At 62.9% G+C, this 15,794-nt stretch carries 7 protein-coding genes and 7 pseudogenes; 4 read left to right on the forward strand and 10 right to left on the reverse strand.

Annotated elements, in window-relative coordinates:
- Positions 1 to 25: 25 nt before the first annotated feature.
- Positions 26 to 1,699: pseudogene (locus A4G99_RS23575) on the forward strand (acyl-CoA synthetase).
- Here A4G99_RS23575 and A4G99_RS30135 read toward each other — a convergent pair.
- Both A4G99_RS30135 and A4G99_RS23585 read right to left on the reverse strand, forming a co-directional pair.
- Positions 1,696 to 3,010, reverse strand: a pseudogene (locus A4G99_RS30135) (hydroxyacid-oxoacid transhydrogenase). The pseudogenes A4G99_RS23575 and A4G99_RS30135 overlap by 4 nt on opposite strands.
- Before the next feature lies 1 nt (position 3,011).
- A pseudogene (locus A4G99_RS23585) lies at positions 3,012 to 3,813 on the reverse strand (N-acyl homoserine lactonase family protein).
- A gap of 270 nt (positions 3,814 to 4,083) precedes the next feature.
- Between A4G99_RS23585 and A4G99_RS23590 the strand changes: the two are divergent.
- Entirely contained in the window at positions 4,084 to 5,673 is a 1,590-nt protein-coding gene (locus A4G99_RS23590; RefSeq protein ID WP_066148825.1) for a class I adenylate-forming enzyme family protein, read from the forward strand.
- 9 nt (positions 5,674 to 5,682) lie between these two features.
- Here A4G99_RS23590 and A4G99_RS23595 read toward each other — a convergent pair.
- A pseudogene (locus A4G99_RS23595) lies at positions 5,683 to 6,476 on the reverse strand (enoyl-CoA hydratase/isomerase family protein).
- A gap of 142 nt (positions 6,477 to 6,618) precedes the next feature.
- On the opposite strand from A4G99_RS23595, the gene A4G99_RS30140 reads away from it, so the two are divergent.
- Both A4G99_RS30140 and A4G99_RS30145 read left to right on the forward strand, forming a co-directional pair.
- Positions 6,619 to 6,852 carry a hypothetical protein gene (locus tag A4G99_RS30140; RefSeq protein ID WP_394337491.1) on the forward strand — a complete coding sequence of 78 codons (234 nt, stop codon included), beginning with the start codon at positions 6,619 to 6,621 and terminating at the stop codon, positions 6,850 to 6,852.
- A gap of 57 nt (positions 6,853 to 6,909) precedes the next feature.
- Positions 6,910 to 7,134: pseudogene (locus tag A4G99_RS30145) on the forward strand (PaaI family thioesterase); the annotation flags it as partial.
- 167 nt (positions 7,135 to 7,301) lie between these two features.
- Here A4G99_RS30145 and A4G99_RS23605 read toward each other — a convergent pair.
- From A4G99_RS23605 to A4G99_RS23625, 7 genes and pseudogenes are all read right to left on the reverse strand, one after another.
- Entirely contained in the window at positions 7,302 to 7,649 is a 348-nt protein-coding gene (locus tag A4G99_RS23605) for an MOSC domain-containing protein (RefSeq protein ID WP_223302207.1), read from the reverse strand.
- Between the two features lie 439 nt (positions 7,650 to 8,088).
- A complete protein-coding gene (locus A4G99_RS23610) occupies positions 8,089 to 9,237 on the reverse strand; it encodes an acyl-CoA dehydrogenase family protein (protein WP_066148827.1) in 1,149 nt (382 codons plus the stop codon).
- 221 nt (positions 9,238 to 9,458) lie between these two features.
- Positions 9,459 to 9,584 (reverse strand): hypothetical protein, encoded by a 126-nt coding sequence (locus A4G99_RS29170; RefSeq protein ID WP_255359199.1) that lies wholly within the window; start codon positions 9,582 to 9,584, stop codon positions 9,459 to 9,461.
- Between the two features lie 179 nt (positions 9,585 to 9,763).
- The gene (locus A4G99_RS29175; RefSeq protein WP_394337492.1) at positions 9,764 to 10,684 is read right to left on the reverse strand and encodes a BCCT family transporter; all 921 of its coding nucleotides are present in this window, start codon (positions 10,682 to 10,684) and stop codon (positions 9,764 to 9,766) included.
- Entirely contained in the window at positions 10,681 to 11,481 is an 801-nt protein-coding gene (locus A4G99_RS29180; RefSeq protein WP_255359200.1) for a BCCT family transporter, read from the reverse strand. Before A4G99_RS29180 ends, A4G99_RS29175 begins: the two co-directional genes overlap by 4 nt.
- Before the next feature lie 424 nt (positions 11,482 to 11,905).
- Positions 11,906 to 13,143: pseudogene (gene ilvA / locus A4G99_RS23620) on the reverse strand (threonine ammonia-lyase).
- A 33-nt stretch (positions 13,144 to 13,176) separates the two neighbouring features.
- A pseudogene (locus A4G99_RS23625) lies at positions 13,177 to 15,686 on the reverse strand (FAD-dependent oxidoreductase).
- Between the last annotated feature and the right edge of the window lie 108 nt (positions 15,687 to 15,794).

The following is a 15,794-nucleotide window of genomic DNA, read 5'->3' on the forward strand; positions in this document are numbered from 1 at the left end:
CACGAACGATGTGGTTGAATATAGCATGAGTCACGATCAGCGGCTCGATGCGTACCACTTCTACGAGGAGGAGTGGGACGACTACGACCACCTTCACGACGCCTTCGAGTGGGAAGTTCCCTCCGCGTTCAACATGGCCGAGTACGTCTGCGACAGAATAGGGCGGACGAGCGGGGCCGCGTCGCCCTCTTCGCCACGGACGGGGACGGGCGGGAGCGAACCTACACGTTTTGGGAACTCAGAAACCTGACGAACAAGCTTGCAAACTACCTCGCGGACCGCGGCGTCGGTCGCGGTGACCGGGTCGGCGTGAACGCGCCGCAGAAGCCCGAAACGCTCATCACCCACATCGCCGCGTGGAAGTTGGGGGCCGTCTCGATTCCGTTGAGTACGCTCTTTGGAATCGACGGCCTCTCGTATCGACTCGCCGACTCCGAATCGGTGGCCTGCGTCGTCGACGAATCGAACGTCGAGACCCTCCGGACCGTGCGCGACGACCTCGATACGCTCGAAACCGTCCTCACGGTCGATGTCGACGAGCCAGAGGACGACGAAACCGATATCTGGGACGCGATGGAGCGGCACTCGCGGGACCGCGATATCGTCGAAACGGACGCCGAGGACGACGCCATCATCATCTACACGAGCGGAACCACGGGTAATCCCAAAGGGGTCCTCCACGCCCATCGAATGCTCCTCGGCCACCTCCCGCTGTTCCTGACCTCGTTCTGTAACCTCGCGTCCAAGACGGACGTGGCGTGGACGCCCTCCGAGTGGGCGTGGGTCGCGTCGCTGTTCGACATCGTCTTCCCCGCGTTGTACTACGGCCGACCAATCGTCGCCTACGAAGGCGGGCCGTTCGACCCCGAAACGGCGTTTCGGACCATCGAGCGGTACGGCGTCTCGATCCTCTTCGCGCCGCCGACCGCGCTTCGGATGATGATGAACGTCGATAACCCCGCCGACCGGTACGACGTCGATTCGGTGCGCGTCATCCCGAGCGGCGGCGAGTCGCTCGGCCAGAGTATCGTCGATTGGGGAGAGACCACCTTCGACGGAGCGACCGTTCACGAGGCGTACGGACAGACGGAGGCGAACCTGACCATCGGCGACTGTACCGCCCTCACCGAGTTCCGCGAGGGGAAGATGGGCCTCGCCGGTCCCGGCCACGACGTCCGAATCGTGGACCCCGAGACGGCGGAACCGACGGTCGAGGACGGAGACGTGGGGGAAATCGCCGTTCGATACGACGGCGACCCCGTCTGTTTCAAGGAGTATCTGAACCGTCCCGAGAAAACCGAGCGGAAGGTTCGAAACGGCTGGCTTCTGACCGAGGACCTCGGAACGCGCGACGAGGACGGCTACATTACGTTCGTCTCGCGCACGGACGACGTCATCATCTCGTTCCTACCGAATCGGCCCGGAGGAGATAGAGGAGAGCCTCGCCGGTCACGAAAGCGTGGCCGATTCGGCCGTCGTCGGCGTTCCCGACGACGAACGGGGGGAGATACCGAAAGCGTTCGTCGTCCTCGCGAACGGGTACGACCCGGACGACGCGCTCGTTGACGAACTCCAATCGTACGTGAAAGAACGGCTGGCGAAGTACGAATATCCGCGCGAAATCCAGTTCCTCGACGAACTCCCGAAAACGACGACGGGTAAAATTCGACGGGCGGACCTCCGCGAAGCGGAGCCCTAATCCCAGTTGTACAGCGCGTCCACGAAGATACCGTGGACGTCCTCTTCCGTCACCGGACGGGGATTACAGCGGAGCAGTCGCGCCTGCGTGTCGACGGTCTGTTTCGCCAGCCAATCGACGTCGTCCTCGGTGATTCCGGCCAGTTCGTTGAGTCCGCTCGGCAGGACGTTCAGGTCGCGCTGAAGCTGAATGTACTCGGCTTTCAACTCGTCCGCGGCATCGCCGGGGGTCATTCCCGTGGTATCGACCCCGAACCGGCGGGCGAGCGCGGCGAAGCGTTTCGGGTCGCTCGCCGAGTTGTAGTCGATGGTACTCGCGGGGGTCAACACCCCGATGGTTTCGCCGTGGTAGGTGTGATACTTGTTTCCGACCGGATAGGCCATCGCGTGACAGAGGCTCGCGCCCGCCGTCAACCCCGCGATGGCACCGAAGAGCGCACCCTGTAGCATGTTCGCCCGAGCGTCGAGGTTGTCGCCGTTGTGAACTGCCTTTCGGACGTTGTTCGACAGGAGGTCGATGGCCTTCTCGGAGAACATCTCGGTGAGCGGCGTCCGTCCGGCGTAGACGGGACGTTCCGCCGGGTCGGTCGGCCGAAGGAGCGAGTCGAACTCGTGGGTGGTGTATCCCTCCATGGCGTGCCCGAGCGCGTCCATCGCCGTCTTCGCCGTCAACTCCGGCGGGAGCGTGGTCGTGAGCGTCGGGTCGAGCACCGCGGCGTCGGCGACGAACGTGGTTGCTGGAGATTCCCTCCTTGATCTCCTTTTCCTCCACCGAGAGGATGGAGACCGGCGAGATTTCCGCCCCGGTTCCCGCAGTCGTCGGCATCAGGACGAGCGGCGGACCGGATTCCGTGAGCGCCTCCCCTTCGCCGGTCGGGGCGGCAATGTAGTCCAGCGGACCGCCACCGTTGGCGATGACCGCGCGAGTCGTCTTCGCGGTGTCCATGCAACTGCCGCCCCCCAGACCGACGTAGAAGTCGTAGCCCTCCTCGCCTTTTTCGTCGCGGACGAACTTCAGACAGTCCTCGATATCCGAAACGGACGGTTCGCGGTTCGATTCGTCGTAGACATCGACGGCGAGTTCGGCGTCGTCGAGGTGCGTCTCGACGCGGTCCACGTGGCCGATGTCCGCGAGCGTTTCGTCGGTGATGATGAGACCGTGAGCGTCCTCGTCAATCCCCAAATCGCGCAACTGGAAGGCGAGTTCGTCCGTCGCGTCCCTGCCGAACCGGATCTGTGGCATCTGGATGTGCCAGACGGTTTCCGGCGAGAGTTCGTGGGACGGCGCGGAGACCGACCGCTCGTAACTCATCTCAGGACCACCCGCCTTTGATGGTTTCGTACTGGTCCGGGTCGTGGCCGTACACGACTTCGGCGTCGTGTTTGCGTTCTATCTCCTTGAGTTTCTGGAGGCTGTCGAACCAGTGGCGATGGCTCCAGAGCAGACCGGCACCCAGCGGCGTCCCGTTCTCGTAGTTTTCGGTCTGGTAGATTTCGTCGCCCGCGAACGCGACGGTCCCGTCGTTTTCGAGGTGGACGACCGTTCCCGTCAACCCCGGCGTGTGACCGGGGAGGTGGACGAATTCGACGTCCTCGAAGTGGGTCTCCCGGTCCTTGTGTATCACCTGCCAGTTGAGGTCGTGGTCGAAATCGCCGAGGATGTACGCGCCGCTTCCCTCGTCCGTCTTCGTGCTGTAGTAGGCGAACTTCAACTCCTTCTCGTGGACGAACACCGGCGTGTCCGTCCCGTCGAAGTGATGGAGACCACCCGCATGGTCGAGGTGCAGGTGCGTTTGGAACACGTAGTCGATGTCGTCGATGTCGTAACCGCGTCCCCGAGGTCGTCCCGAAGGTCGTGTTCGCGGACGTCGTGGGGATAGAACGCCTGTTTCAAGCCCTCCGGCCAGTGGCCGTCGAGCGCGTCCTCGTGTTGCCCGTATCCCAGAGGATGGTCCCCTCGGGGTGGTCGATGACGAGGTTGAACACCGGGATTTCGATGTAGTCGGTGTCCGGATTTGGCTCGTCGTGGCTTCCGAGCGTGTTCCCCTCGATGAGGTAGTTGAGGTCACATTCCAATCCCCCGCGGTCGATCACGTCGATGGTAGCTTCGACCATAGTTAATGATGAACGTCGTTAGGAAAGAGCGTATCTCTCGTTAACGGACATATTACATGTGCTATCAAACCACACGGATGGAAGTTCGACGGGGCGAGTTCCGGGCGTGTAGCAACCACGTCATGGAACTGGGCGTCGTCGGACGGCGTTTTCAACCCCATTTTCCGACCATCGGTAACAACACAGCGTAATTCTTCTGTGTTTGGTAACTGTTATCGGCAATGAGCGTCCGTCCGGTAAAACAATGTACGATACCGTCGCACAGAGGGTATGGACGTCCCTGTTACCCTGCGATCGGTCGAGGGCGGTAACGTCGCCCGGTTGTTCGAAGCGACCGCCGCCCGCCGCGGCGATGCCGTCGCCATCGAGATGGACGGTCGTAAGCTATCGTACGAATCGCTGAACGAGCGCGCGGCAGAGTTCGCGGGAGGACTGAGCGAGCGAGGGGTCGACCCCGGCGACCGCCTCCTGCTCTACCTGCCGAACTGCCCGGAGTACGTCGTCGTCCTCCTCGGCGCGTTTCGTGCTGGTGTCGTCGTTTCTCCCGTCAACCCGCAGTACAAGGCCCGAGAGCTCTCCTACCAACTCGAAGACACGGACGCCTCGGTCGCGGTGACGCACCCGGCCCTGCGCGAGGAACTCATCGATGCCTGTGCCGAAACCGGCCGCGACCCGACCATCGTCACCGTGGGGAGTGGCGACGACGAAACCGAATCCGTTCCGTTCGGCGACGTGACCGGCGAGCAACTCCTCATCGACCGCGATTCGGACGAGGTGGCGATGCAACCGTACACCTCCGGGACGACGGGCCGCCCGAAGGGCGTTCACATCACGCACTGCAACCTCCGAGCGCAGGGGTTCTCGGGGTTCACGTTCACCGAGAATTCCCCCGACGAGCAACGAGCGTTGGCCGTCCTGCCGCTCTATCACATCACCGGGTTCGTCCACTCGACGTGGCAATCGCTACTGCGGGGTGGAACCGTCCATCTTCGAAATCCGGGAGAGTGGGACGCCGAGGAGGCGATGAGAACCATCGAGGAGTTCGGTATCACGAGTTTCGTCGGCGTCTCCGCGATGTTCGTGGACATGGTCAACGACGAGTCCTTCGGCGACCACGACCTGACGAGCCTCGACACGGTAAACGAGGGCGGGGCGAAACTACCAGTTGCGGTTCAGGAGCGGTTCGAGGAGACCGCTGGCGTGGAACTGTCGGAGGGGTACGGACTGACCGAGACGACGGCGGCGACCCACACGAGCGTCGGAACCACGTTCGGCCCGAAACCCGGCACCATCGGGCAACCGCTACGGATCACCGACTGCAAAATCGTCGGACCCGACGGCGAGGAACTCCCGACCGGCGAGGAAGGGGAACTGCTCGTCCGCGGTCCGCAAGTGATGGCGGGGTACCACGAACGGCCGGACGCGACCGCCGAGGCGTTCACCGACGACGGCTACTTCCGGACGGGCGACATCGCCCGCCGGGACGCGGAGAACTACTACGAAATCAGGGACCGGAAGAAGCACATGATCAACACGGCGGGCTACAACGTCTATCCCAGCGAAGTGGAAGAACTCCTCTTCGAGCATCCGGCCGTCGCGGACGCCGCCGTCGTCGGGATACCCGACGACCGGCGCAACGAGACCGTCAAAGCCTTCGTCGTACCCACGCCGAATACGGATTCGAATCCGGACGCGGAGGTGACCCCCGACGACATCAAGGAGTACTGCCTGTCGAACCTGGCGGCGTACAAACACCCCCGCGACGTCGAGTTCGTGGACGAACTGCCGCGGACCGCGAGCGGCAAGGTTCAAAAGTTCAAACTCGTGAGCGAGGGCGAGAACGGAAACGGAAACGAGTAACGTCCGATCTCAGCGTCCCTCGAATTCGGGCGTCCGCCCCTCCAAGAACGCGGAAACGCCCTCCTCGTGGTCCCGCGTCTCGAACACGATTCCCTGTGCCGTCGCCTCGTCCACCATCGCGCGGTCGAGCGATTTGTCCGTTCCCTCCCGGAGCAGGCGTTTCGCGTGGCGGAACGCGACGGTCGGCCCGCCCGCGATTCGACCGACCAACTCCGCGACGCGCTCGTCGAACTCCTCGTCGGGGTAGACGTGGTTGAACAGACCGAGTTCATCGGCGCGGTCGGCGTCGAGCACTTCGCCCGTGTAGACGAGTTCCTTGGCGACGTTCTCGCCCACGATTCGCGGGAGCAGGTACGACGTTCCGGCGTCGATGCTGAGACCCACTTGGCGGAACAGGAACCCGATGCTCGCCGAGGTGCTCGCCAGTTGGATGTCACAGGCGATGGCGAGGTTCGCGCCCGCCCCGACCGCCGGGCCGTCGATTTTGGCGACCGTCGGGTACGAACAGGTGACGACCCGGGCCATCGTCTCGCTCGTCGTCCGTTCGAGCGTGGCGACGGCGTCGTCCAACGAACTGTCGCCTTCGAGTTGGGCCTGCATCGCCTTGATGTCGCCACCCGCCGAGAACGCACTGCCCTTCCCCTCCAGAATCACACAGCGACGTCGTCACGTTCTTCGAGCGCGACGAATCGGTCCCGGAGGGCGTCGGATATCTCCCGCGTGAGCGCGTTGCGTTCGTCGGGGCGGTTCAGCGTGAGCGTCGCGACGCCGTTATCGACGGTCAGCGAGACCGGATCGGTCATCGTGAACACCCGACGTGATTCGAATGCATACGACCATCATCTTCGTACTGTGGAATAAAACTTCGGAGGGATACTGAACGATGGTGTATTTATTCCCGGATTCCCCTTCCAACGATTTCGTATCGGCAAAGACTTACAACGGATGGTCACCGATTCCAAAGACGATGATACGCGTTTCTCGTGGGAAGCGACGGGGACGATGGTGGTGGACGACGGCGTGGACGGGAGGGTCGCCATGACCGAGCGGGACCCCTTTCAGTCGTTCGTCGACGACCACGGCTACCTCTCGTGGCTCGATCTCCGCGTCGAAACGGTCGAAGCGGGACACCTCGAAATGCGGGTGCCGTTCGACGAAAAACTCCTCAACCCGTTATGACGACGACGTCGTCCACGGCGGTATCGCGGCGACACTCGGCGAACCGCGAGCGGTTTCGCGCTTCGGACGACGTTGGACGACGCCGAGAGCGCCCGCCTCGTGACGACGGACCTCAACGTCTCGTACATCCGTCCGGCGGGCGACGACCTCCTCGCGGAAGCGAGGGTCGTCCGCTCCGGGGATTCGATGGGCGTCGTCCGCGTGACCGTGTGGACGCGCGGACCCGACGGGGAACGGACGGAAACGGCCGTCGGACGAACTTCGTACCGGATCTTTCGGTAATAGTCAGCGAGTCTTCGACCGAAGTCGCTCGATGATGCTGTCGGTCTTGTCCATCTTCTCGATGTCGGTGATCTCGTCGCCGACGGCTATCTCCCCGCCTTCGACTACGTCCGCACAGACCCCACCTCGTCCGGCCTTGAGCGCGCGGGCGACGCCGTCCTGCTCGTTCAGTTGCTCGACGTGCGCACAGGCGGCCGCGGCCGCGTTCCCTCCAATACCGCGTCACCGATCCGGAATCGGTGCTTGAGCAGGTCGTGGACATCGATCCCCTCCGTAACGATGTTGCGTCGGTGTTCCCCGGCGGTCAGATCGAGACCGAACTCCCGGTTGATTTCGTCTATCGCTTCCGACGCGATCAGCGTCACCTGACAGACGTCGTACGGCGAGTAGTAGCCGGTGCCGTTGAAATAACGGTCGTTCAGGAGCCCCCTGTCGGCGACAGCCTGTACGTCCGAAACCGACCGCATCGGCTCTGAGCCGTTCTCGGTGACGAAGAGCGCCGTGATGTGAGCCATACGCGACCTTGGTCATGGACGGGGATAATGACGACGGACGTGACGGTCGATACCGGTTCAGGCACCGTATACCGACGACGCAAGCACCGACTGGCAGGACGACAGCCACCACATAACAATGATCGAACCGGCCATTGGTTGGTATGCAGGTCGCACTGAATCAGGTCTCACGTGCCACACCGTTCGGCCGTTGGTTCGGCCGACGTGTCCGTCTGTCAGTAGTCATCCGTCGTACGCTCGCACGGTCGGCGCAACGCCGACCGTACTCGCGTTTTCGATGGAATCCCGGAGAACGGGTCGCTCGCTGGTAAGAGCACCATCGTCGGACGAAGGCTCTCGTCCGACCGATGGCGGCTATCCTCGATAGCCCCGGTGGTTCGAATCCACCCCCGTTCGTTCCTTTTCGAGATGTCGGATTCGGAAGTGACGTCGCCAGCGGTCAGGGGCGCTGGCGATAGATGAGGTTGCGTTGGATTCCGTTCGCTCCCTCGTAGATCACCGGAATCCGGACGTCACGATAGATCCGCGCGATTTTGCGGTCGGTGAGGACGGAGCGACCGCCGTGCAGTTGCATTCCCGTCTCGGCGCACTCGACGGCCGCCTCGGTCGAAGTCGTCTTGGCGAGGGCCGCCCAGTAACCCGGGTTCTCTCCGTTTTCTACCTTTTCAGCGGCGCGCCAGTTGAGCGCCCGTGCCCGCTCGAACTCGATGAGCATGTCCGAGAGGTCGTGCTGGACCGCCTGAAACTCGCTGACGTCCCGTCCGAACGCGTTGCGGTCGTGGACGAACTCCCACGACTCCTCGATGGCCGCCGCCGCCAAGCCCAAGGCGTGACCGCCGACGATGACCCGCCCGTGGTTGAAGAACTCGGCGAGCATGTAGAATCCCGTCCCTTCGGGGCCGACGAGGTTTTCCTCGGAAATCCGGCAGTCGTCGAACACGATGTGGCCCTGCTTCGACGCCCGGAAGCCCATCTTCTCGGGGATGTGCTCGGCGTCGTCGCCGTCCGTGTCCGTCGGCACGATGAACATCGAGTAGTTCGAGTAGCGGTCGTCCGAATCGCCGGTTTTCGCGTAAACGGTCACCCAGTCGGCTTCGACGGCGTTTCCGATCCAGTACTTCTCGCCGTTTATCACCCACTCGTCGCCATCTTTCTCGGCGCTCGTCGTCATCCCAGCCAAGTCGCTCCCCGTCTGCGGTTCGGAAACGGCGAGCCCCGTTATCGCCTCGCATTCGGCCACGGGGCGGAGGTACTCCTCCTTCTGCTCCTCGCTTCCGTACGATTCGACGATCTCACCGCCGAAACTCGCCAGTTGGAGCGTGAGCGCGATTCCGGCGTCCGCCCGGTAGAATTCCTCGGCGATGGCGAGCATCTGTCGAATATTCAACCCTCGCCCGCCGACTTCGGGGCCGAGGTCTTGGGCGACCAGTCCCGCCTCCTGTCCGGCTTCGAGGATGTCGAACGGGTAGTCGCCGCTCCGGAAGTACTCCTCGGCGTTGGGTTCGATGTACGCTTCGGCGAACTCCCGGGCGTCCGCTTTTATCTCACGGGCGTCCTCGGGAACGATGGACTCGTCCAGCAGTTCCATGGCTCACCTTCGGCTTCGAGTGCCAAAGGTACCGTTGCCGAGACTCTTTTCCGGCAGGACCGGTCCCCGGTCTAACCTGCTCGAACGGACCGCGGTCCGTGAGACGCTTTCCGAAGTCGATTCCCGTCGTCGCGACGGACGTCAGTGATCGGATTTCGGACACCATCAGCTGAGGGGTTCGGAACGAAAAAAGGCCAACTCGTCGGCGATTCGGGTCGGAGTTACCGACTACCGGCGGACGGCGATGGATCGTTCCCGCCGTTCAGAATGCGGTCGACCAGGTCGCCGAGGTCGGGTGCGCTTCGACCGTCCGATTCTTCCGACGGAAATTCTGTATCGGATACCATGCGATTGTACCTCCGGTTGACGTTCGTTCCTCCGGAAAGTTAATAGTTTGTCCAGCGAGGAAGCCGCCTCCGCCGCCGACCGGATGGATTGGATGGAATGGATGGAATGGATTGGATGAATGGATGAGGGGATGGAATGGATTGGACGGATTGGATGGCGGTTGGCCGCGTCAGCGACGTCAGTCCCCCTCGTCACCATCGGCGGGGCGGGCGGAAGTCCCACCGCCGCCGCCACCACCCCCGAGCAGCACGTCGTCGTCCTCCCGTATCGAGGCACCTTCCTGAACGAGCACGCGTCCTTTGAAACTGCTGAACTCCTTTATCATCCCGTACACGCCGACGAGTCCGACGATGGCGACCGGTCCGCCGGTGATGATGGCGGCCTGCTGGAGCGCGTTGGTTCCGCCGATGACGATGAGGACGGCGGCGACGAGTCCCTGAAGGACGCCCCAGATGAGGCGGTTGAGTTCCGAGGGGTGCTCCTCCCCGCCGGTGGTCAGCATGGCGATGCCGAGCGTCGAGGAGTCGGCCGACGTGACGAAGAACGTGATGACCAGCAGGAAGAACAGACCGGATAACAGGGCACCCGCCGGGAGCGCGCCGAACAACGGATACCCGGCGACGGCCTCGTTGTTGCCGTAGTTCGCGAGGACGCCGAGGATGTTCGCCCGGCCGAGTTGCTGCATCCGCATCGACATCCCGCCGATGACGAGGAACCACGGGACGGTCGCCAGCGTCGTCGCGACGACGCCGACGAACGTCACTTCGCGGATGGTTCGTCCGTACGAAATCCGCGCGAGGAAGATACCCGAGAAGGGGGCCCACGAAAACCACCACGCCCAGTAGAAGATGGTCCACGCCCCGACGAACGATGAACCGGTCGCCGCGCCGGTGAACAGGCTCATCTTGATGAACTGGTTGAGATACCGGCCGACGGACTGCGTCCCAAGATTGAGCACGAACGAGGCCATCCCGTTGTAGATGCCGATACAGAAGACCAACACCCCCAGCAGGACGAACACGATGACGTTCAACTGCGACAGGCGTTTGATACCCTTCTCGACGCCGCTGAGGACCGAGAGCGTGAACACCGTCGTCACGCCGATGATGACGAGAATGATGCCGAGGTCGCCGAGTTGGACGCCGAAGATATCGATCGGAAGCGCGGACGCCGCCTGCGACGGCGTCGCGCCGACCCGAACTGGTAGTCCATCCCCATCAGCAACTGCTGGCCGATGAACCCGAGCGACGTGGCGATGCCGCCCATCGTCCCGAACACCGCGATGAGGTCGACGACGCGCGCGAAGTAGCTGTCGTCTAGATTATCGACGCCGACGATGGGCGCGATGACCGTCGAGAACTTGAACGGCGCACCCTTCTTGTGTGCGTAGTAGCCGATGGGAACGCCGACGATGAGGTAGGCCGCCCACGCCGAGATTCCCCAGTGGAAGAACGTGTACTGAAGCGACCCCAACATACGCTGTTTCGCGGGGGCGTCCGCACCGGCGAGGGGCGTCCCGCTCCCGTAGTGGAAGATGGCCTCCGCCGGACCCCAGAAGACGATTCCGGCGGCGATTCCGGCGGAGAAGAACATCGCAAAATAGGAGAGGAAACTGTGTCTCGGTTCCGCGTCGGGCGGACCGAGTTTGATCTTTCCCCACGGGCCGAAGATGAGGAACGTCGTGAAGCCGACGAATATCAACATCGCCCAGAGGTAGAACCACGAGAAGTTGGACCACAGCCAGTGGTTGACCCCTTTCATTGCAGTTCCTGCTGCTTCCGGGCCGACGATTGCGACGTACAGAAGGAACGCAACCGCGGTCAGAATACCGAACCCGAACACCAGCGGATCGATCTCGTCTACGAACTCGCGTATGTAACCTTGTTGTTGGCTCATGTTGCTCCTACTCCTATCGGAGTGTGCAGGACGCCGTACTGCGTCGTTCGAGCGGTCGGCGACGATATCTTCGGTCCCCGGCAAATCGCGGTCCCCGCGACGGTGATTTCCGAACCGGTTGTATCACGATTATCAGATCGTGACCCGGGACGATGGACGAACGATGCGGATTCGACGGCGTGCGCGAATCCGTGCCCCGTCATACCATGACACAATACTACATGCGTTTCTCTTGAGAGTCGATAATAATAGCTCGTGTTTGTATACTGTGGTGTACTTAAGCACAGATGAAAATTTAACGGCCGTTTCGTTTTACCGTAATCCCGTTCCGGAAGGTTTCATTTAAAACCGTCAGATCCACAAAATCGGTGAGTAGCCGACGCACGGCGAGTAGCTGGCCACGAATGTCATATATCATACAGAATCAGGAGTTGATGTGGACGACCTCGTAGGAGTGGCCGCGTATCGAGCGGATGATGCTCCTCGCCTGTCCGGTACCGCTCGTTTCGACCTGGAAGACGAGATACGCCTCGCCGACGTCCAGTTCGGGGGCCGACCTATCGTGTCGGACGTTTCGGATGTTCGCCCCGTGGTCCGCAATGATGCCGGACAGTTCTCGCATCTCGCCGGGCCGGTCGTGAATGCGAACGCGAAGTCGGAGGAGTTGCTCGCGGTTCGTCAAGGCGTGGACCAGCACGGTCTGTAACATCGTCATATCGAGGTTTCCGCCGCAGAGCAACGGCATCACCGTCTCCCCTTTCACGTCGAGGTCCTCGCCCATGATGGCGGCAACGCTCGCCGCACCGGCACCTTCGACCACCTGCTTCGCCCGTTCGAGCAGGAAGAGGACTGCCCGCGCGATTTCGCTGTCGGTCACCGTGACGATTTCGTCCACGTGTCGGTCGATGAGCGAGAGCGTCAACTCGGAGATGCCGCCGGTGGCGATACCGTCCGCGATGGTGTCGACGGAGTCGAGGGTCTGCGGTATTCCCTTGTCCAGACTGCTCGGAACGGTCGCCGCGCCGGTGGCCTGCACGCCGACGATTCGCGTTTCGGGGGACAGTTCGGAAAACGCCGTCGCGATGCCGGAGATGAGACCGCCGCCGCCGATGGGGACGACGACGGTGTCCACGTCCGGGAGGTCCTCGTACATCTCGACGCCGAGCGTCCCCTGTCCGGCGATGATCGCCGGGTCGTCGTACGCGTGGATGAGTTCAGCGGAGCCGTCGGCGACGAGGTCCTCCGCGTGGTTCATCGCCTCGCGGAAGTCCCGGCCGACGAGTTCCACCTCGCCGCCGTAGCCCCTCGTCGCGTCGATCTTTGTCTGCGGGGCGGTCTTCGGCATCACGATGGTCGAATCGATGCCGAGTTCGGTCGCCGCCAGCGCCACGCCCTGCGCGTGATTTCCGGCGCTCGCCGCGACGACGCGGTCGACCTCCGTTCCCACCACGTCGCGTTCGATCTTGTTGTCGCCCCGCGCGTCTTGAACGATCCGGTCCACTGGAGGTGTTCCATCTTCAGGGATACCTCGCCGCCGGTTCGGTCGTCGAGGGACGTGCTTCGCTCGACGGGCGTTCGTTTCACGACCGACGGATCGTCGAGTCGGTCGATGGCCTGTTCGATAGCGGAAAACGGGAGTCGGTCCGACGTGTTGGTAGTCATTCGTGATTCGGGGGTCGTAGTATCGTCGTTCGGTCAGCGCAGTATCTTCTCCCGGTCGGGGTCGAACAGCGGTTCGTCCCGCACCGTCGCGGCGAATCGCTCGCCCTCGTACTCAACCGCGACCGACTGACCGGCGTCGGCGTACGCCGTCGGCAGGTAGGCGTAGGCGATTCCGGCGTCGATTGTGTAGCCGTAATCGGCGCGCGTCGTGTACCCCAACACCTCGTCGCCGTCGACGATGGGGTGGCCCGTGTCCACGACGACACCCGGTTCGTCAAGCGTGACGGGAACGAGTTTTCTGTCGATACCGGCGTCCGCCGCCTCGGCCAACGCCTCCTTCCCGACGAACTCCGTCTCCATGTCCACCGCGAACGAGAGGTTCGCCTCGTAGGGGTTGTACTCCGGCGATATGTCGGTCCCCCACAACCTGAACCCCTTCTCCATGCTCATCGAGTTGAGCGTCGCGTCACCCATCGCGAGGACGCCGTGTTCCTCGCCCGCCTCCCAGACGGTGTCCCACAACTGCGCGCCGTACTCCTGCGGAGCGTACAGTTCCCATCCGAGTTCGCCGACGAACGAAACCCGGAGCATCGTCACCGGAACGCCCCCGACGGACGTCTCCTGGCAGGAGAAGAACGGGAAGGCGTCGTGCGAGATGTCGGTTTCGACCACGTCTTCGAGCGTTTTTCGCGCCTTCGGTCCCCAGACGCCGAGACCGCACCGAGCGGAGGTCCGGTCCACGACCTCGACGGTGCGTCGTCGGGAGCGTGGTCTCGAATCCAACGACCCTGCGTCGTTCCGGAACTGCCGCCGCCGGTCAGAATGAGGAACCGGTCCTCACCGAGGCGGGAGACGGTCAGGTCGGCCAAAATGCCGCCGTCCTCGTTGAGCATCGTCGTGTAGCGAACCCGACCGGGAGAAACGTCGATGTCGTTCGAGAGCAGTCCCTGCAGGAACTGCTCCGCGCCGGAGCCGCGTACTTCGATGGCCGTGAAGGAGGTGAGGTCGTACAATCCCACCCTGTCGCGCACGGCCTGATGTTCTGCCCCGTGGGCCTTCGACCAGTTCTTCCCGAGCCAATCGGGTCTGTCGGGAACGTCGTACTCGGAGAGCAGCGTCTCGTTCTCCTCGTACCACTGCGGCGACTCCCAGCCGTCGCTGTCGTAGAACTCCGCGCCGAGTTCCCGCTGGCGCGGATAGTACGGACTCCGTCGCAGTCCGCGTCGCGTCTCCGGCTGATTGCGGGGATGGGTCAGTTGGTAGACCTCGCGGTACTGCTGTGCCGCCCGGTCGTGGACGAACCCGTCGGACCCGTGATGTTCCTGAAATCGGTCGATGGACGCGCCGGTCACGTCCTCGCGCTCGCCGTCGAGTCGTGGCGTACCGTTTTCCATCCACTCGGCGACGATGTTCCCGACGCCGCCCGATTGGGTGACCCAGACGGCGAGCGCCCACCACAACCCGTCGATGTCCTCCGTTTCGCCCAAGATGGGCATTCCGTCGGTGGTGAAACAGAACATCCCGTTCATCTGGGTTTCCCAGTCACAGTCCTCGAACGCCGGAATCAGTTCGCTCGCGGCGTCGGCCGCTGTCTGCTCGTGGTCGGGATGCGTGTTCTCGACGAAGTGTTCGGCCGTGAACTCCCGGAGCGAGGGATATTTCAGGCCGAGGTCGTCCAGTTGCTCTGGGCCGTAGATGTCCTCGGGTTCGACGAGCAGGGGTTCGTGGTTGTACGATCCGACGCCGTAGGAGTCGCCGTGCTGGCGGAAGTACAGCGAACGGTCCTGGTGGCGGAGGATGGGCTGTTCGATTTCCCGGTCGGCACCGGCCAGTTCGTCGATGGCGTCCGAGACGAGGTACTGGTGAGCGCACGGTTTGAGTGGAATATCGATATCGACCATCTCGCCGAACAGCGGCCCCCAGATGTTCGTCGCTAGGAGCACCTCTTCGGCTTCGATACGACCGTGTTCGGTGACGACGGCGTCTATCTCGCCGTCCTCGACGTCGAGGTCGGTGACCTGCGCGTTCCCGTAGAACTCGGCCCCGCGTTCGCGCGCCAGGTTCGCCATCGTCTCCGAAACGTCGACGGCGTGGGCCTTGCCGTCCGACGGGACGTAGTAACCGCCGTGGATGGCGTCCGCGTTCACCTGCGGGACGCGCTCCTCGACCGCCGACGGCGACAACAGTTCACCGTCCTCGACGCCGAACGAGCGGCCCCACTCGCGCTTTCGCTTCAGGAACTCCCATCGATCCTCCGTGTAGGCGACTTCGATGCCGCCGCACGTCCGAAATCCGTCGAGGTCCTCGTACAGGGTCCGCGTGTACTGGGCCATCTTCGACATCAGCTTGTTACCGGCCGTCTGAAACACCAAGCCCGGTGCGTGGGACGTCGATCCGCCCGTCTCGAACAACGGTCCCTGATCGACGACGACGACGTCCTCGCGGCCCAGTTCCGTCAAGTGATACGCCGCGCTACAGCCGACACAACCGGCACCCACGACGAGTGTCCCGACTTCGTCGGGGAGTGTGCTATTTGCACTCATTTGTCACATGAACGTCCGTCGGACCGGGTGAAAAGGGTCAATGTGAGATAAGACAGGTATTGAAAATAGGGACCCGATTCGAGGCTCACGAGCGGGACGCCGTCGTCC

This window comes from Haladaptatus sp. R4 (assembly GCF_001625445.1).
Taxonomy (GTDB): domain Archaea; phylum Halobacteriota; class Halobacteria; order Halobacteriales; family Haladaptataceae; genus Haladaptatus.

Bases quoted from the DNA above. Each gene is read 5' to 3' on its own strand.
- A4G99_RS29180 (WP_255359200.1), bottom strand. From the start codon at position 11,481: ATGAGCCAACAACAAGGTTACATACGCGAGTTCGTAGACGAGATCGAT.
- A4G99_RS29170 (WP_255359199.1), bottom strand. From the start codon at position 9,584: ATGGTATCCGATACAGAATTTCCGTCGGAAGAATCGGACGGTCGAAGC.
- A4G99_RS23610 (WP_066148827.1), bottom strand. From the start codon at position 9,237: ATGGAACTGCTGGACGAGTCCATCGTTCCCGAGGACGCCCGTGAGATA.
- A4G99_RS30140 (WP_394337491.1), top strand. From the start codon at position 6,619: ATGGTCACCGATTCCAAAGACGATGATACGCGTTTCTCGTGGGAAGCG.
- A4G99_RS23590 (WP_066148825.1), top strand. From the start codon at position 4,084: ATGGACGTCCCTGTTACCCTGCGATCGGTCGAGGGCGGTAACGTCGCC.
- A4G99_RS23605 (WP_223302207.1), bottom strand. From the start codon at position 7,649: ATGGCTCACATCACGGCGCTCTTCGTCACCGAGAACGGCTCAGAGCCG.